Genomic DNA, 17,878 nt, shown 5'->3' on the forward strand with positions numbered 1-17,878 from the left:
GCGTGGCGGGGATTCTCGGGAAAGGCACTCAGTGCATCCCCCTCACCCCGACCCTCTCCCGGGGGGAGAGGGAGATTCCAGCCCCCTACACCCCCGCGACCGGCAGCCACAGCACCTGCTCGATGCTCTCGGCCCCGCTGCACAGCATCGCCAGCCGGTCGAAGCCCATGGCGATGCCGCTGCTCTGCGGCATGCCGTGCTCCAGCGCGGCGAGGAAATCCTCGTCCACCGGGAAGCGCTCGCCATAGAGCCGCTCCTTCAACGCCATGTCGGCCTCGAAGCGGGCGCGCTGCACCGCCGGGTCGGTCAGTTCGCCGAAGGCGTTCGCCAGTTCCAGCCCGCAGGCATACAACTCGAACCGTTCGGCAAGCCGGGGGTCCTCCGGCTTCGGCCGCGACAGCGCCGCCATGCACAGCGGATAGTCGGTCAGCACGCAGGGCACCCCCTCCCCCAGATGCGGTTCGATGCGGTCGAACATGATGCGGAAGACGATGTCCTCCCAGCGGTCGCCATGATGGGGCGCGACCCCGATGCGCGCCGCCTCCGCCGCCAGCGCCGCCGGATCGGGATCGTGGCTGCCGTCATAGGTCGCCATCAGGTCGATGCCGGCATACTCCCGGAACGCCTCCGGCACGGTCAGCACCCGCCAAACCGCGAAGGGATCGCAGGTCATCCCACGGAAACTGAACGTCCGCCGCCCGCCGGCTTCGGCGCCGGCGCGCAGAAGTTCGCGGCAATCGTCGATCAGCGTGCGATAGCCGTCTCCGGCACGATACCATTCCAGCATCGAGAATTCCGGCGCATGGGTCCCCGACCGTTCGCCGTTGCGGTAGACATGCGCCAGTTGCCACAGCCGCGGCACGCCCGCGACCAGCAGCTTTTTCATGGCGAATTCGGGACTGGTGTGCAGGTACAGCGGCCGGCGGTCGTCCGGGTGCGGTCCGCGCAGCTCGGTGGCGAAGGCCTGGAGATGCGGCTCCATCCCCGGCGAGACCTGCAGGGCCGGCGTGTCGACCTCGACGAAGGCGAGGTCCTCGAACACGCGGCGGACAGCGTTCAACACCCGGCCGCGCGCCGCCAGATAGGGCCGGCGACGGGCAAGCGCCTCGGGATGCCAGGGAGGAAGGTCGCCAGAGGGAATCGAGGCAGATCGGATCGGGGCGGACATGCGGGCGCGCTCTTCATGGACGGTCGAAAGGGGTGCGGCCGCATCAGAGCACCCACGGGCGGCGTACTCAAGCCGGGTCGCCAATAGTCACAGCGTCATCGGCCCGGCCAACGGTTTTACCGCTCCCGCTTACCGTCTATGACCGCCCCGTGGTAGAATCGCCGGGCCGGCGATCGACCGTCGGGATGTGCGGATGGAACAGTGAACAGGGGGCGGAAAACTGTTTCAAACGTCTCCTTCCTGGAGGAATTCTAAAGTACCACGCTACGAAACGGCGAAGAATCGTCCGCCAATCGCCCGGATCGCCCGCAGTTACCGTTCCGCGCCGTTGCCTACGGGCGGTCAAGCTGGTAGGGTCCGCGCCGCCCTGATTCTGGAATTCACGAGTACGCCATGAAGGTCAATGCCAACACGATGCGCCCCGGCCATGTGCTGGAGCACAACGGTAAGCTCTGGGTCATCACCAAAACCGCCATCGTCCAGCCTGGCAAGGGCGGCGCCTTCATCCAGCTGGAAATGAAGGACGTTCGCACCGGCAACAAGTCGATCGAGCGGTTCCGCACCCAGGAGACCGTTGAGCGCGCTCGCCTGGACGAGCATGAGATGACCTTCCTCTTCGCAGAAGGTGACAGCTTCACCTTCATGGACAAGGAAAGCTTCGAACAGGTCGCCATCCCCCGCGACATCATCGGCGAACCGGCCGTCTTCCTGCAGGACGGCATGGAAGTCACGGTGCAGAGCCATGAAGGCTCGCCGCTGGGCGTCGAGATCCCCGGCAAGGTCACGCTGCTGATCACCGAATCCGACCCGGTGGTGAAGGGCCAGACGGCCTCTTCCTCCTACAAGCCGGCCAAGCTGGAGAACGGCGTGTCGATCCTGGTTCCGCCGCACATCGAGGCCGGGACCCGCGTCGTCGTCGATACCGCCACCGGCGAATACGTCGAGCGCGCGAAGGACTGATCCTTCCCAGGTCGGTTCTGCCATCACCGGTCTTCGCCATGCGCGGAGGCCGGTGTATTGTTTTCTGGTTCCTGCACGAAACGGTACACCCACACCCATGGCCACCCGCTCCGCTCTCATCAACGTCATGGTCCGCGCCGCCGAAAAGGCTGCCCGCGGTCTGGTCCGCGACTTCGGCGAGGTCGAACACCTCCAGGTGTCGCGCAAGGGGCCCGCGGACTTCGTGTCCGCCGCCGATCTGAAGGCCGAACGCACCCTGCGCGAGGAACTGCAGAAGGCGCGGCCCGAATTCGGTTTCCTGATGGAGGAGAGCGGCGCGTCCAAGGGCAGCGATGCCGAGGCGCGCTGGATCGTCGATCCACTCGACGGCACCACCAACTTCCTGCACGGCCTGCCGCACTGGGCGATCTCCATCGCCGCCGAGCGCAACGGCGAGATCGTCGCCGGCGTCATCTACGCCCCGATCGGCGACCAGCTGTTCTGGGCCGAGAAGGGTGCCGGCGCCTTCGTCAACCACACCCGCCTGCGCGTTTCCGAACGCCGGCGGCTGGAGGATTGCGTGATCGCCACCGGCATCCCGTTCAAGGGCCGCGGCGACCACGCCACCTTCCTGAAGGAACAGGAAGCGGTGATGAAGGAGGTCGCGGGCATCCGCCGCTTCGGCGCCGCCTCGCTCGACCTCGCCTACACCGCCGCCGGCCGATTCGACGCCTATTGGGAACGCGGCCTGGCCCCCTGGGACTGCGCCGCCGGCGTGCTGATGGTCACCGAGGCCGGCGGTTTCGTCGGCGAGATCGAGGGCGGCCGCAACCCGGTCTTCACCGGCAACGTGCTCGCCGCCAACAGCCATCTCCAGGTCCCGGTCGCCCGCCTGTTGAAGTCCGCCAAGGGCTGACCCCTCCTGCCCTGCCCACCCATCCGCCTTCCCGTGCGGGACAGGCGGATGGGTGGTTGTGGCTGGAGCGATCGATAGGCTATGGTTTGCAGGACAAAGGTTTAACGGGACACATCGTTTTGGGCCGCTGGGGACACGCCGACCGCAAGCACCTTGCCGCCGCCGCGCTGTGCGCGGTCTGGACGCTCTCTCCGGCTGCCCTGTCGGCAGCGGCACCGGCCAACGGCCCGGCGCCGTCTCCCGCCGGACTGACGCTGGAAAACGCGGTTCCCCTGTCCGTGCCGCCCCGCCCCAATCTGCGCACCCCGCCACCGGTCAAGGCACCGCCGCGACTCGTCCTGCCGCAGCCGCTGGAGGCCCCGCCTCCGCCCGTCCTGACCGAAGGTCCGGCCCAGCCGGCACCCCGCGCAACCGCCCGTACCGAGCCGGCCCCGAAGGCGGCGCAGCCGCAGCAGCCCGCCGTCCAGGCACCTGCCGCTCCGGCGCCCGATCGGACGCCGACCGCCCCGCGAACCGACACGGCCGCGCTGCCCCCTCCCCCGGACGCGGCACCCCCTGCGGCTAACCTGCCACCTTCGAGCGTTTTGAGCCTTGTGTTCCCGGCCGACGCCACCAATCTGCCGGATACGGCAGACGCCGTGGTCGACCGGATCGTCGAACGGCTGCGCGCCAGCGACACCGCGAGGCTCCAGTTGCGCTCCTACGCCAGCGGCACCGCCGATACGGCGCGCGAGGCGCGACAGCTGGCACTGGCCCGGGCGTTGGCTCTGCGCGAGCGGCTGTCGGCCTTCGGGATCCGCAGCACCCGCGTCGATGTCCGCGCGCTTGGCGTCGACGACAACGGCGGGCCACCCGACCGGATCGATGCTGTCTTTCTGAATGAGTAGCGCCCAACCCGTGCGCGAGGTCTGATCGGAACACCCCTTCGGAGCATCATGACCGCCACAACCCCGACGACCCGACCGCTGGAGGTATCCGCCCTCATGACACGCCCGGAGCGGTTCCTGACCCGGATGATCCTGTTCCTGGTGGTGGTCGGCGCGGTGACTGGCCTGCTGTTCCCCGCCTTGCGCTCCGCCTTCCTCAACAATGCGCCGCTGAACGGCGTCATCCTGGCGACGCTGCTGGCCGGCATCGCCTTCATCTTCCGCCAGGTCCTGATGCTGCGCCCCGAAGTGGCGTGGCTGGAGCAGTACCAGAGCGGCGTCGCCCCCGCCTCGCTGCAGGAACCGGTGCTGCTCGCGCCGATGGCGCGCATGCTGGGCGAGCGGCGCGGCCGGCTGACCCTGTCAGCCCTGTCGATGCGCTCCCTGCTCGACGGCATCGCCTCGCGCCTGGACGAATCGCGGGAGCTGTCGCGCTATCTGATCGGCCTGCTGATCTTCCTCGGCCTGCTCGGCACCTTCTGGGGCCTGCTGCACACCGTGCAGTCGGTTGGCGGCGTCATCGGCAGCCTGTCGGTCCAGGGCGGCGACGTCGGCACCATGTTCTCCCACCTGCAGCAGGGGCTGGAAGCGCCGCTGGTCGGCATGGGAACCGCATTCTCCTCGTCGCTGTTCGGCCTCGCCGGGTCCCTGGTGTTGGGCTTCCTGGAACTCCAGGCCAGCCAAGCCCACAACCGCTTCTTCCAGGACCTTGAGGATTGGCTGTCCAGCGCCACCCGCCTGTCGAGCGCCGCCGCCGGCGGGCTCGAATCGGGCGACCATGCGGCGTCGGCCTACTTGACCGCCCTGCTGGAGCAGACCGCCGAAAACCTCGACTCGCTCCAACGCACCGTCGCCACCGCCGAGGAAGGCCGGCGCGCCGCCAACGCCAACCTGATGGCGCTGACCGAGCGGCTGTCGAGTCTGACCGACCACATGCGGGCCGAACAGCAGCTTCTCCTGCGGCTGGGCGAGAACCAGCTGGAGGTGAAGGGGCTGCTCGACCGGCTGGCGGAAAACGCCGGCGCCGGCTTCGACGACGCCTCGCGCCAGCATCTGCGCAACATGGACATCTATCTCGCCCGCATCGTCGAGGAATCCTCCAACGGCCGCGTCCAGGCGGTGCAGGAGATCCGCAGCGAGATCAAGCTGCTGGCCCGCACCATCGCCGCATTGGCCGAAGAAGCCGACCAGCAGCAGCGCTGACACTCTGACACCGTAGGCCAACGCCGGGAGTACCCATGGCCAGCATCAGCCGCCGCAACGGCCACCGCGACGCCAGCGCATGGCCCGGCTGGGTCGACGCCCTGTCGTCGCTGGTGATGGTCGTCATCTTCCTGCTGATGGTCTTCGTCGTGGCACAATTCTACCTCGCCACAGCCCTGACCGGCCGGGACGAGCAGCTGACCGCGCTCAATCACAAGATCGCGGAGATGAACGACCTGCTGGCAATGGAGCGGGATGCCAACGCCGACCTGCGCGTCAACATCACCCAGCTGTCGACCGAATTGCAGACCTCCGTCGCCGCCCGCGACGACATGACCCTGACGCTGAGCCAGTTGCAGGAGGACCGCGACCGCACCGCCCGCACGCTGGAAGAGCTGCAGCGCAATGTCCGCGTCGACCGTGAGACGCTCGACCTGAAGCTGAAGGAGATCATCAGCCTTCAGAACGACATCAAGGCCCTGCGTGAGGCCCGGCAGAAGCTGGAGGGCGAGTTTGCCGCCGCCGTCGCCGCCACAAAGCTGACCGAGCAGCAACGCCAAGCCCTGCTGGCCGAACTCGGAACCACCCGTGACCGCGCCAAGGCGCTGGAATCGGAACTCGCATCCGCCAACGAGAAGACCATGCTGGCGCAGAAGGAGATCGACCAGCGCGACATCCGGCTGAAGACGATGGAGTCGCAGCTGGCCGACAGCCGGACCCAGGCCCAGAAGGAAATCGACCAGCGCGACATCCGCATCCGCGACCTGATGGCTTCCCTCACCGGCGAGAAGGCGGTGGGGACCCAGAGCAAGCAGCAGATCGACCTGCTGAACCAACAGCTTCTGGCCCTGCGTGAACAGCTCGCCCGCATCGGCGCGGCGCTGGCGGCGTCGGAAAAGTCCTCGGCCGAGCAGAAGGTGCAGATCGCGGAACTGGGCGCCCGGCTCAATCAGGCGCTCGCCGCCAAGGTCCAGGACCTCGCGCGCTACAAGTCGGAATTCTTCGGCCGTGTCCGCGAGGCGCTGGGCAACCGGCCGGACGTGAAGATCGTCGGCGACCGCTTCGTCTTCCAGTCGGAACTGCTGTTCCCGTCCGGCTCGGCGACGCTGGAGGAGGCCGGCAAGCAACGGCTGGCCGACCTCGCCCATACCCTGATCGAGATCGGCAAGGCGATTCCGTCCGACATCAATTGGGTTCTGCGGGTGGATGGCCACACCGACATCAAGCCGGTGCGCTTCCAGTTCGCCTCCAACTGGGAATTGTCGTCGGCGCGCGCCATCTCGGTGGTCAAGTTTCTGATCGATCAAGGCATCCCGGCAGAACGCCTCGCCGCCGCCGCCTTCGGCGAGTTCCAGCCCATCGACCCCGGCGCGTCGGACGAGGCGTTGGCGAAGAACCGCCGGATCGAGATCAAGCTGGACCAGCGGTAAGGTCCGGCTGGGTCAGCCCTGCCACTCCTCGCGCAGGATGGCGTAGAGGACGTGGTCGCGCCATGCGCCGTCGATGCGCAGATAGCCTCGGGCATAGCCTTCGTGGGTGAAGCCGACCTTTTCCAACAGGCCGCGGCTCGGCAGGTTGGTCGGCAGGCAGGCGGCTTCGACCCGGTGCAGGCCGAGTTGCCCGAAGGCGAATTCCAGAACCAGCCGGGTACCGCCGGACACATAGCCGTTGCGGGCATAGGGCTGGCCGGCCCAGTAGCCGAGCGTCCCCATCTGGGCCACGCCGCGGCGGATGTTGGTGAGGCCGAGGCCGCCGACCAGCGCGTCGGTCGCGCGGTCGAAGATCAGGAAGCTATAGCCGAGATCGTCGCGCCATTCCTGCGCCTGCCGCCGCAGCCGCCGGGCGAAGGCTGTGCGCGTCAGAGCATCGGCCGGCCAAGTGGGTTCCCAGGGCGTCAGGAAAGCGCGCGAGGCGGCGCGGAGGTCGGCCCACTCCCGCCAGTCGCGGGGCAAAGGCGGCCGGATGTAGCAGTTTGGCCCGTCGAGACGGATCGCGGGCGGGCTGATGAGGCCGCTGCCGAGGAGGCGGATCATAGTGCGACCACACTTCCTCTCCCTTTCAGGAGAAGAGACATCCGCATCCCGGTCCATTCACGCAATGCATCCCCCTCACCCCAACCCTCTCCCCGGGGGGGAGAGGGAGACGAGTGCGGGGGTGAAATGGAGACCGCCACCGTCTTCATCGTCAGGCGAGACGCTCCGCGATGCGGTCGTAGCTTTCCAGCTTGGCGATCGGGCCGAGCGCGGCGACGGTCGGGCGGCTGGCGCGCAGGCGGGAGGCGGCCTTGACCACGGCGTCGCGGTCGACACCGTCGATCTTCGCCACGATCTCTTCCACCGGAACCGGGCGGTCGTAGATCAGGATCTGCTGGCCCAGCTGTTCGCAGCGAGACATGGTGCTTTCCAGCGCCATCAGCGTCCCGGCCTTCAACTGGGCGCGGGCGCGGGCGACCTCGTCCTCGGTGACGTCGGCGCCGACCTTGGCGATCTCGTCGCAGACGACGGGGACCAGTTCCGCCACCTCATCCTCGCCGGTGCCGGCATAGACGCCGAACAGGCCGCCATCATGGTAGCCGCCGGTGAAGGTGTAGATGGAATAGACCAGCCCGCGCTTCTCGCGCACCTCCTGGAACAGGCGGGACGACATGCCGCCGCCCAGCAGGGTGGAGAGCACGGAGTGGGCGTAGAAGTCCGGATCATGGACCCCTACCCCGTCGAAGCCGAGCACGAGGTGCATCTGCTCCAGGTCGCGGTCCTCGCGGAAGTCGCCGCCGGTGTAGCTGGCGGACTCCGGCTTGGGCGGGGCGCCGCTCGGCAGGTCGCCGAATGCCTTGAACGCGAGGTCGACCATCCGGTCATGCTCGATCCGGCCGGCGGCGCTCAGCACCATGCCGGGGGCGCCGTAATGGCCGCCGATATAGTCGACCAGCGCCTCGCGCGGCAGCGCGCCGACGATCTCCGCCGAGCCCAGCACCGGACGGCCGATCGCCTGCCCAGGATAGGCGGTGGACTGGAAATGGTCGAAGATGATGTCGTCGGGCGTGTCGGCGCTCTGGCCGATCTCCTGCAGAACCACCGTGCGCTCGCGCACCAGCTCCTCGGCGTCCAGCGTGGAGTGCTGGATCATGTCGGACAGGATGTCGAGCGCCAGCGGTGCATCCTCGTGCAGGACCTTGGCGTAATAGGCGGTCTGCTCGCGGGTGGTGTAGGCGTTCAGCTGCCCGCCGACATTCTCGATCTCCTCGGAGATGCGGAAGGCGGACCGGCGGCGGGTGCCCTTGAACAGCATATGCTCGACGAGGTGGGCGACGCCGTTGACGCTCGCCGCCTCGTTGCGGGTACCAACCCCGACCCAGCAGCCGAGCGAAACGGACTGCACGTCGGGCATCGTATCGGTCGCGACGCGAAGCCCGTTGGGCAACGTCGTCACACGAATGGAACTCATGCGGCCTCCTGGGCGGCGCGGGCGCGCGCGGTGACGAAGTCCTGGACCGCCGCCAGATCGTTCGGCAGTTCGGACAGGCGCTCCTCGCGCACATAAAGATCGGACAGACGCGGCGGCAGGTCCGGCCGGCGGCCGGTCGCCTTTTCCACCGCGTCGGGGAACTTGGCGGGATGGGCGGTGGCGAGAACCACCATGGGAACGGACGGATCGACCCGGCCGGCCGCGACCGCGGCCTTGGCCGCCCCGATGCCGACCGCGGTGTGCGGGTCGAGCAGATAGAGGCTGCCCTTCCAGACGTCGGCGATGGTCGCCATGGTGGCGGCCTCGTCCACCCGGTGGCCGGAGAAGATCGCCAGCGCGCGGGCGAGCTGCGCGTCGGTCACCGCGAACCTGCCCTCGGTGCGGAAGCGGTTCAGCGCCTCCGTCACCGCGGCGCCGTCGCGGTCGAGCAGGTCGAACAGCAGCCGTTCGAAGTTGGAGGAGATCTGGATGTCCATGCTGGGAGACAAGGTAGGGACGACGGGCGCCGCGACCATGCTCCCACTGGCGAAAAAGCGCGCCAGGATGTCGTTGCTGTTGGAGCCGACGACCAGCGTCTCCACCGGCAGTCCCATGGCGCGGGCGCCATAGGCGGCATAGACGTTGCCGAAATTACCGGTCGGCACGGTGAAGGCAATCTTGCGGTCGGGAGCGCCCAGCGCCACCGCGGCGGTGAAGTAATAGACGATCTGGGCCATGATGCGGGCCCAGTTGATCGAATTCACCGCCGACAGCCCCATCCGGTCGCGGAAAGCGCCGTCGTTGAACATCGCCTTCACGAGGTCCTGGCAATCGTCGAAGGTGCCGTCCAGCGCGATGTTGTGGACGTTGGACGACAGCACGCTGGTCATCTGCCGGCGCTGCACCTCGGACGTGCGGCCCTTGGGGTGCAGGATGAAGATGTCGACGTTCTGGCGGTCGCGGCAGGCCTCGATGGCGGCCGAGCCGGTGTCGCCGGAGGTGGCGCCGACGATGGTCACCCGCTGCCCGCGCTTGGCCAGCACATGGTCGAACAGGCGGCCGAGCAGCTGCAGCGCCACATCCTTGAAGGCCAGGGTGGGCCCGTGGAACAGCTCCAGCACCCAGGTGGTCGGATCGACCTGCACCAGCGGGGTCACCGCGGCATGGTCGAAGCTGGCATAGGCGTCACGGACGATGGCGCGGAACTCGTCCTCCGCAATGGCACCGCCCAGGAAGGGCAGCATCACCCGGACGGCGATCTCGCTGTAGGGCAGCCCGCGCATGGCGCGGATGTCGTCGGCCGTGAACTGCGGCCAGGTCTCCGGCACATAGAGGCCGCCGTCGCGCGCCAGCCCGGCAAGAAGGACGTCCTCGAAACCCAAGACCGGGGCCGCGCCCCGCGTGCTGACGTACCGCACCGCTTACACTCCGTCCGATGAAGTGGGCATAGTTAGCGAGGACCCCGCCCGCACGCAAGCGGTGCGGGACGCACGGCGCATATTCCGTCCGGTTGGGGCCGTCGGGCTGCTCTGGATGGAACGTTTGGAACGCCGTGAAACAGTCTTCCGGGGAGTGTTCACTGTTCAATCCGGGCCTTGGCCTCTCACGCGGCCTCCTCCACGGCTTCGTCGGCCGCCTCGTCTGTCGTGCGCCGGCGAACCAGCGAGGCGGCGCGTTCCAGCACCTCCGGGCCTGCGCCGGGGCGGTGGGCGTTCTCGGCGATGTGGCGGCGGTAGGCGCGGGCGCCGGGCAGCCCCTGGAACAGCCCCAGCATGTGGCGGGTGATGGAAGAGAGCGGCGTGCCCCGCGCCATGCGCGCCTCGATGTAGGGCAGCACGGCCTCGATCACCGCATGGCGGTCGGGGCCGGGCTGCCCGCCCATCAGGCGGCGGTCGGCATCGGCCAGCAGATAGGGGGTCTCGTAAGCGGCGCGGCCGATCATCACGCTGTCGACCTTGCCCAGATGCGCCTCGGCCTCGTCCAGCGTCCTGATGCCGCCGTTGATGGCGATGGTCAGGTGCGGATAGTCCGCCTTCAGCCGGTGGACGAGGTCGTAGCGCAGCGGCGGGATGTCCCGGTTATCCTTGGGGCTGAGGCCCTTCAGCCAAGCCTTGCGGGCGTGGACGATGAAGTGGGTGCAGCCGGCGGCGGAGACGGTGCGGATGAAGTGGTCCAGCGTCGGCCACTCCTCCATCTCGTCGATGGCGATGCGCGACTTGACGGTGACGGGGATCGACACGGCCTCGCGCATGGCGCCGACCAGCCGCGCCACCAGTTCCGGCTCCGCCATCAGGCAGGCGCCGAAGCGGCCGGACTGCACGCGGTCGCTGGGGCAGCCGACGTTCAGGTTCACCTCGTCATAGCCCCACTCTTCCGCGATGCGGGCGCAGGCGGCGAGGTCGGCCGGGTCGGAACCGCCGAGTTGGAGCGCGACCGGATGCTCCGCCGCGTCGAATCCCAGCAGCCGCTCGCGGTCGCCATGCAGCACGGCGCCGGTCGTCACCATCTCGGTGTAGAGCAGGGTCGAGCGCGACAGCAGACGGTGGAAGTACCGGCAATGCCGGTCGGTCCAGTCCATCATCGGGGCGACGCTGAGGGGGATGGCGGGGCCAGAGGCGGGAGCGAGGTTCGGAGCGGTCATAGCGGTAAGCTCTGCTGCAGCCGGAAAGATCAGGATGGGCGAAATCGGATCGGCGGGCAACCGCCCGGCAAAAATTCGCCAAACGCAAAAGGCCCGGCTTTGCAGCCGGGCCTTCTAAGCTTGTCACGCACCTTGGAGGAGGTGGCGTCCCCGACGGGAGTCGAACCCGTGTCGCCGCCGTGAAAGGGCGGTGTCCTAGGCCTCTAGACGACGGGGACGTCGTTCGCGGTGACGCGCTTTCTAAAGATCGGAGCCGGAGAGCGCAAGCGCTTTTTTGCATCCCCCGATACTTTTTTGCGCCCTGCCCGCCCGGCGTCCTGCAAGCGCTCAGGCGGAGCGCGCAGGCGCCGCGTCGTCGATCAGCAACTGCACGCCTTCCGACCCGTTCCAGCGGTCGACCCGCAGCACGCCGGCGAGGTGGAAAGGAGTGCCGCGACCGGTCAGCAGCGCCTGCCCCATGTCACTGTCGAGCGCGCGGAAGGCGATGGCCTTCAGCCGGGCGCCGTCATTGCCTTGCAAGATGCAGCGGACATGGTTGGCCCCCACCACGTCGGCGCGCACGACGCGGGCATCGGCGATGGCGAAGCGCGGTTCGGAGTTGCCGGTGCCGTAGGGGCCGAGCTTGTCGAGCATCGTCACCAGCCCGATGCTGGCGCCGCCGACCGACAGGGCGCCGTCCAGTTCCAGCGTCGGCACCAGCGGGGCGGATGCCACCTGTTCGGAGATGCGGCTGTGCAGGAAGTCGCGCAGTGCGTCGATCTTGTCGCCGGCCACGGTGAAGCCGGCCGCCATGCGGTGGCCGCCGCCGGCCAGCAGCAGCCCCTCCTGCCGGGCGGCGATCACCGCGGAACCCAGGTCGACGCCGCGGACGGAACGGCCCGATGCCTTGCCGATGACCGTTCCATCGGCGGTTTCCTCGAGGGCAACGACGCAGGCCGGGCGGCTGTAACGCTCCTTCAGGCGGGCGGCGACGATGCCGATGACGCCGGGATGCCAGCCGACGCCGGTGACGAAGACCAGATCGGTCTCGCGTCCGGCCTCGGCGGCGACACGCTCCAGTGCCTCGTCCAGCACCGATTGCTCGATGGTGCGGCGTTCGGCGTTGTGACCTTCCAGACGCTGGGCGAGTTCCATCGCCTCGATGGGGTCGTCGGTGGAGAGCAGGCGGGCGCCGAGGTCGGATGCGCCCACCCGGCCGCCGGCATTCACGCGGGGGCCGAGGACATAGCCGGCATGGTAGGCGTCCGGCTTCTCCTTCACGCCGGCCACGTCGGACAGCGCGGCGAGGCCGGGGTTGGCGCGGCGCGCCATCACCTTCAGCCCCTGCGCCACCAGCGCGCGGTTGAGACCGGTCAGCGGAACCACGTCGCACACCGTGCCGAGCGCGACGAGGTCGAGCCATTCCATCAAGTTGGGCTCGGCCCGGTCGCGGTAGAAGCCGGACTGGCGGAGCGCGCGGTTGACGGCGACGATGGTGATGAAGGTGACGCCGGCGGCGCAGAGCGTGCGGTACGCGCCGTCCTCGTCCAGCCGGTTGGGGTTGACCAGGGCGACGGCGGGCGGCAGGCGCGGTTCGGCGGCGTGGTGGTCGAGCACGACGACCTCCAGCCCGGCGTCGGCGGCGGCCTCCAATGCGGCGAAGGCGGAGATGCCGCAATCGACCGTCACCACCAGCCGCACCCCCTCCCCTTTCAGACGCAGCAGCGCCGCGGCGTTCGGGCCGTAGCCTTCGGTGATGCGGTCGGGGACATAGACGCGGATGTCGGCGCCGAGCGAGCGGAAGAACCGGCGCAGCAGCGCGGCGGAGGTGGCGCCGTCGACGTCGTAATCGCCGAACACCGCCACCGGCTCGCCGTCGCGGATGGCGCGGGCGATGCGTTCGGCCGCCGGGTCCATGTCGCGGAAACGCGAGGGATCGGGCAGCAGCGCCTTCAGCGTCGGGTTGAGGAAGGTGTCGCAGGTGTCGTCGGTGACACCGCGGGCGGCCAGCACCCGGCCGACGATCTCCGGCAGCCCACGCCCCTGGGTAAGCGCCTGGGCCTGCCGCTCGTCGCAGGGCCGCGCCTGCCAGCGCTTGCCGGACAGGGAGTTGGCGACGTTGAGGAAGGCGGCGGACTCGGTCATGGCGGTGCTGCACGGTCGCTGGGATGGGGGCACAGCCATAGCAGAGATGGGCGCGCGGCGCACGGGTGGGTATGGGCAGGGGTGGGATATGGGGGTGGGGAGGTGTCGGCTGGCGAATGCCCCCACCTAACCTCCCCCGCTCTCAGCAGACCATCGGTCCGCCTGCCGCGTCAGCACAAAGCGTAGCTTTGTGCGAGAGCTGGGCGGGGGAGGGACTGCCGCTGCCTTACCGATCAAGCACTTGCTCACTCCCCCGCCCAGCGGGGGAGGGTTGGGGTGGGGGTCTAACGTACCCAAACCTACGCCGCCCGCATCCACACCGCCGTGTCGTGGAACGCAGCACCTCCGGCCGGCGGGACCGGTTCCGGCGAGGTCAGGCTGTTGATGCCGATGCCCTCGACGAAGGCGCTGTTGGGCCAGATGCCTTCGACGATCACCACGCCGCGCGGCACGCCGGCAAAGGGCTTGGCATGGACGACCACGCTGCCCTGCGGGTTGCCCAGCCGCACCGCGTCGCCGTCGGCGAAGCCAAGCCCCGTCGCGTCGTCGGGGTGGATCAGCGCGGTCGGACGGCCTTCGCGCTTCTGGGCGGTCAGCGTCTCGGTGAAGGAGGTGTTGAGGAACTGGCGGGCCGGGGCGGTGACCAGGCGGAAGGGGTGCTCGGCGTCGGCATCGCGGCCGGGGGGCATGTGGTCGGGCAGTTCCGGCATGCCGCCATAAGGGCCGAGCGCCGCCCAGTCGGGGGCGAAGCGGAACTTGTCGTCGGGATGGGCGAAGCCGTTGAGGAAGTGCGAGGTCTCGAAATCCGGCTGGGCGTCGATCCAGCGGTTCTCGGTCAGCGTCGCCGCGTCGCCCAGGTTGGAGGCCTTCAGCATGGCGTCGATGATCTCCAGCGCGGTCATGCCGAAGCCGGGATGCTCGGCGCCGACGCGGCGGGCGACTTCGGAGATGACCCAGTGGTTCTCGCGCGCCTCGAACTGCGGCTCGATCACCTTGCGGCCGATCAGGATGTGCATCTGGCCGCCGCCGCGGTAGATGTCGTCATGCTCCAGGAAGGTGGTGGCGGGGATCACCAGATCAGCCAGCTTGGCCGTGTCGGTCATGAACTGCTCATGCACCGCGACGAACAGATCCTCGCGCAGGAAGCCCTGGCGGACGCGGTTGGAATCGGGGCAGATCGTCACCGGGTTGGTGTTCTGGATCAGCATCGCCGTCACCGGCGGGCCGCTGGTCAGGTCGCGCGGGTCGCCGGTCAGCACCGCGCCGATGCGCGACTGGTCGAAACTGCGGACCCCGGTGTCGAGGCGGTCCAGCCCCTCCGACAGGGTCTTGTCGAGCTTGTAGATGCCGGACGAGCAGTAGAGCGCGCCGCCGCCCTTGTGCTGCCACGCCCCGGTGACCACCGGCAGGCAGGACACGGCATGGACCTGGGCCGCGCCGTTGTGGGCGCGCGACAGGCCGTAGCCGATGCGCAGGTAGCTGCGCTTGGTGGTGCCGTAGAGGCGGGCGAACTCCTCGATCTCCGCCACCGTCAGGCCAGTGATCCCGGCCGCCCATTCGGGGGTGCGGGTGGCGAGGTGCGCCTCCAGCCGGTCGGTGCCGGCGGCGAGGCGGGCCAGATAGGCGCGGTCGGCGTAGCCGTCGCGGAACAGCACATGCATCACCGCGCAGGCCAGCGCCCCGTCGGTGCCCGGCCGCAGCATCAGGTGCAGGTCGGAGACCTCGGCGGTGCCGGTGCGGTAGGGGTCGATGGTGACCAGCTTGGCGCCGCGTCCCTTCCGGGCGCGGCTGACATGGGTCATGACGTTGACCTGGGTCGCCACCGGGTTGCCGCCCCAGTTGACGATCAGGTCGCTCTCCGCCATCTCGCGCGGGTCGGCGCCACGGATGTCGCCATAGCCGGCGAGCCAGCCCATGTTGGCCGGCGTGTCGCACACCGTGCTGGTCTGGCGCGAATAGCCCTTGGCATGGCGCAGGCGCTGGATGGCGCCGCGCTGCACCAGACCCATGGTGCCGGCGTAGAAATAGGGCCAGACGGCCTCGGCGCCGTACGTGCGCTCGGCGGCCAGGAAGGCATCGGCGATGCGGTCCAGCGCCTCGTCCCAGCCGATCTCCGTCCACTGGCCGGAGCCCTTGGGGCCGCTGCGCAGCAGGGGCGTCTTCAGCCGGTCGGGGGAATGCACCCGCTCGGCATAGCGGCTGACCTTCGCGCAGATGACGCCGGCGGTGTAGCTGTTCTCCGCCGCGCCGCGCACCTTGCCGATGCGGTCGGGGGCGAGACGCTCCACCTCCAGCGCGCAGGTGCTGGGGCAGTCGTGCGGACAGGCGGTGGGGAGGAACTGGGCCGGCAAGGCTAACCTCTGGTCTGGCTGGCGGCGGGAGAAGGTGGAAGTTTAGGCCCGGCCGCGCGCCCGCTTCAATGCACAACAATGTATGGGTACAATAATGAAGGGCCGGACACGCGAAGGGGCCGCGAAGTCCCGTTCCGGACTTCGCGGCCCCTGCCGTTTCGACGAGAAAATCCCCTGACGACTTGTGGCTTTACATGAAACCGAGCATGCGCGGGAACCACAGCGTGATCGCCGGGACATAGGTGATGAGGCCGAGGAAGATCAGCATCGTCAGCAGCCACGGCCACACCGCCACCGTCAGTTCGGTGATGCCCATCTTGGTGATGCCCGACGCGACGTAGAGGTTCAGGCCGACCGGCGGGTGGCACATGCCGACTTCCATGTTCACGATGATCAGGATGCCGAAATGCACCGGGTCGATGCCCAGCTTCATGGCGACCGGGAACAGGATCGGGGCCATGATCAGGACGATGGACGACGGCTCCATGAAATTGCCGGCGGCAAGCAGGATGATGTTCACCACCAGCAGGAAGACCCAGACGCCCATGTTCTGGTCGAGGATCCAGGCCGCCATGTTCTGCGGGATCTGCTCCGACGTCATCAGGAAGGAGAAGAGCACTGCGTTGGTGATGATGTAGAGCAGCATCGCCGACATGCTGGCGCTGTCCAGCAGCACCTTCGGCACGCGGCTGAGCGGCATGTCCTTGTAGATGAAGACCGCGACGACGAAGGCATAGACCGCGGCCATCGCCGCCGCCTCGGTCGGGGTGAAGATGCCGCTGTAGATGCCGCCCATCACGACGATGATCAGCAGCAGGCCCCAGAAGCTCTCGCGCAGGGCATGCATGCGCTGGGCAAAGCTGGCCTTGGGCAGGCGCGGATAGCCGAACTTGCGGGCGCGGAACCAGGTGGTGAAGCCGAGGAAGCAGGCCAGCAGGATGCCCGGCACCACGCCGGCGATGAACATCTGGCCGATGGAGGCGGCCTGCGGGTGGCCGGTGGTGGCGACGCAGTACATCACCATCACGATGGACGGCGGGATCAGGATGCCGAGCGCACCCGAGGTGGTGATGATGCCGGCGCCGAAATTCTTCGGGAAGCCCTGCGCCACCATGGCCGGCAGGATGATCGAGCCGATGGCGACCACCGTGGCCGGGCTGGAGCCCGACACCGCCGCGAACAGCGCGCAGGCCATCACGCCGGCAAGGCCGAGGCCGCCGTACCAGTGGCCGACCATGGACGTCGCGAAGTTGATCATGCGGCGCGCCACGCCGCCGTGGGTCAGGAAGTTGCCGGCCAGGATGAAGAACGGGATCGCCATGATCTCGAACTTCTCGATGCCGGTGAACAGCTTCAGGGCGACGGCGTCGATCGGCACGTCGGTCATGAAGAACAGGAAGGACAGAACCGTCAGGCCGAGCGAGATCGAGATCGGCATGCCGGTGAGCATGAGGGCCAGCAGAAGCCCGAAGATGATGGCGGCGTTCATGCCGGACCTCCTTCATTGGCGGCTTCGACCGGGTCGATGCCGTCGACCTGGGCATGGTCGTGGTGGGGCAGTTCACCGGTGCGGACGAAGGTCCAGGCGACCTGGAGGAAGCGGAAGCACATCAGGTAGGAGCCGAGCGGCACCGCCAGATAGATGATCCACATCGGCCATTCCAGATCGGCCGACACCTGCTCGGTCTCGGAGATGTGGTAGACGAAGCGCGCGCCGAGCGACCCGACGATGAAGGTGAACAGCGCGCCGGCGCCCAGCCCGAACAGCACGAACTTGCTGCGCAGGTGCGGCTCCATCCGGTTGATGATGACGTCGACGCCCACATGGATGCCGGTGCGCACGCCATAGGCGGCGCCGAACTTGGCCATCCACACGAACATGTAGATGCACAGCTCCTGCGCCCAGGCAAAGTTCCAGTGCAGCACATAGTCCTGAATGTAGGGAACGCCGGAGAAATAGCGGTGGACGACGGACGCGAAGATGACGAGCGTCGCCCCGGCCATGAGCGACGCGATCAGCGTCTCCTCAAGCCGGTCAAGAATTTTCATGAACATGTCGGGGGATCTCCCGGTCGGCGGAGATGGACTTCGGAGACGGGCTTGGACGCTGGATAGCCGCAGCACGATTCCAGCGCTTCAACCGGCCGTCATCCCCGCGAAGGCGGG

General features: G+C 68.3%; 14 protein-coding genes and 1 tRNA gene. 5 read left to right on the top strand and 10 right to left on the bottom strand.

Features of this window, described 5'->3' with window-relative positions:
• Positions 1 to 85: 85 nt before the first annotated feature.
• Entirely contained in the window at positions 86 to 1,168 is a 1,083-nt protein-coding gene (gene epmA / locus FZ938_RS04010) for an EF-P lysine aminoacylase EpmA (RefSeq protein WP_149197336.1), read from the bottom strand.
• Positions 1,169 to 1,561: 393 nt separating this feature from the next.
• Here epmA and efp point away from each other — a divergent pair, with 393 nt between their 5' ends.
• From efp to FZ938_RS04035, 5 genes are all read left to right on the top strand, one after another.
• The gene (gene efp / locus FZ938_RS04015; RefSeq protein ID WP_063634101.1) at positions 1,562 to 2,128 is read left to right on the top strand and encodes an elongation factor P; all 567 of its coding nucleotides are present in this window, start codon (positions 1,562 to 1,564) and stop codon (positions 2,126 to 2,128) included.
• 97 nt (positions 2,129 to 2,225) lie between these two features.
• On the top strand, positions 2,226 to 3,023 hold the full coding sequence (locus FZ938_RS04020; RefSeq protein WP_149197337.1) for an inositol monophosphatase family protein: 798 nt from the start codon (positions 2,226 to 2,228) through the stop codon (positions 3,021 to 3,023).
• Between the two features lie 119 nt (positions 3,024 to 3,142).
• Positions 3,143 to 3,910, top strand: coding sequence for an OmpA family protein (locus FZ938_RS04025; RefSeq protein WP_149197338.1), 768 nt, complete (start codon positions 3,143 to 3,145; stop codon positions 3,908 to 3,910).
• Between the two features lie 48 nt (positions 3,911 to 3,958).
• Complete coding sequence (locus tag FZ938_RS04030; RefSeq protein WP_149197339.1) at positions 3,959 to 5,152, top strand: DNA repair protein RecN; 1,194 nt, start codon at positions 3,959 to 3,961, stop codon at positions 5,150 to 5,152.
• Between the two features lie 35 nt (positions 5,153 to 5,187).
• Complete coding sequence (locus tag FZ938_RS04035) at positions 5,188 to 6,582, top strand: peptidoglycan -binding protein (protein WP_149197340.1); 1,395 nt, start codon at positions 5,188 to 5,190, stop codon at positions 6,580 to 6,582.
• A gap of 12 nt (positions 6,583 to 6,594) precedes the next feature.
• On the opposite strand, the gene FZ938_RS04040 is transcribed toward FZ938_RS04035, so the two are convergent.
• The 9 genes from FZ938_RS04040 to FZ938_RS04085 all read right to left on the bottom strand — a co-directional run bounded on the left by FZ938_RS04040 (position 6,595) and on the right by FZ938_RS04085 (position 17,767).
• Complete coding sequence (locus FZ938_RS04040) at positions 6,595 to 7,185, bottom strand: GNAT family N-acetyltransferase (protein WP_149197341.1); 591 nt, start codon at positions 7,183 to 7,185, stop codon at positions 6,595 to 6,597.
• A 151-nt stretch (positions 7,186 to 7,336) separates the two neighbouring features.
• Positions 7,337 to 8,596 (bottom strand): M16 family metallopeptidase, encoded by a 1,260-nt coding sequence (locus FZ938_RS04045; RefSeq protein ID WP_149197342.1) that lies wholly within the window; start codon positions 8,594 to 8,596, stop codon positions 7,337 to 7,339.
• Positions 8,593 to 10,014 (bottom strand): threonine synthase, encoded by a 1,422-nt coding sequence (gene thrC, locus FZ938_RS04050; protein ID WP_149197343.1) that lies wholly within the window; start codon positions 10,012 to 10,014, stop codon positions 8,593 to 8,595. Before thrC ends, FZ938_RS04045 begins: the two co-directional genes overlap by 4 nt.
• 185 nt (positions 10,015 to 10,199) lie before the next feature.
• Complete coding sequence (gene dusA / locus FZ938_RS04055; RefSeq protein WP_149197344.1) at positions 10,200 to 11,237, bottom strand: tRNA dihydrouridine(20/20a) synthase DusA; 1,038 nt, start codon at positions 11,235 to 11,237, stop codon at positions 10,200 to 10,202.
• A gap of 142 nt (positions 11,238 to 11,379) precedes the next feature.
• Positions 11,380 to 11,455 (bottom strand) — tRNA-Glu (locus FZ938_RS04060).
• A 109-nt stretch (positions 11,456 to 11,564) separates the two neighbouring features.
• On the bottom strand, positions 11,565 to 13,361 hold the full coding sequence (recJ, locus tag FZ938_RS04065) for a single-stranded-DNA-specific exonuclease RecJ (protein ID WP_149197345.1): 1,797 nt from the start codon (positions 13,359 to 13,361) through the stop codon (positions 11,565 to 11,567).
• A 299-nt stretch (positions 13,362 to 13,660) separates the two neighbouring features.
• Positions 13,661 to 15,712, bottom strand: coding sequence for a molybdopterin oxidoreductase family protein (locus tag FZ938_RS04075; RefSeq protein ID WP_149197346.1), 2,052 nt, complete (start codon positions 15,710 to 15,712; stop codon positions 13,661 to 13,663).
• A gap of 190 nt (positions 15,713 to 15,902) precedes the next feature.
• A complete protein-coding gene (locus tag FZ938_RS04080; protein WP_012973571.1) occupies positions 15,903 to 17,201 on the bottom strand; it encodes a TRAP transporter large permease in 1,299 nt (432 codons plus the stop codon).
• On the bottom strand, positions 17,198 to 17,767 hold the full coding sequence (locus FZ938_RS04085) for a TRAP transporter small permease (protein WP_211101032.1): 570 nt from the start codon (positions 17,765 to 17,767) through the stop codon (positions 17,198 to 17,200). Before FZ938_RS04085 ends, FZ938_RS04080 begins: the two co-directional genes overlap by 4 nt.
• Positions 17,768 to 17,878: the final 111 nt, after the last annotated feature.

It is taken from the genome of Azospirillum oryzae (genome assembly GCF_008364795.1).
GTDB lineage: Bacteria > Pseudomonadota > Alphaproteobacteria > Azospirillales > Azospirillaceae > Azospirillum > Azospirillum oryzae.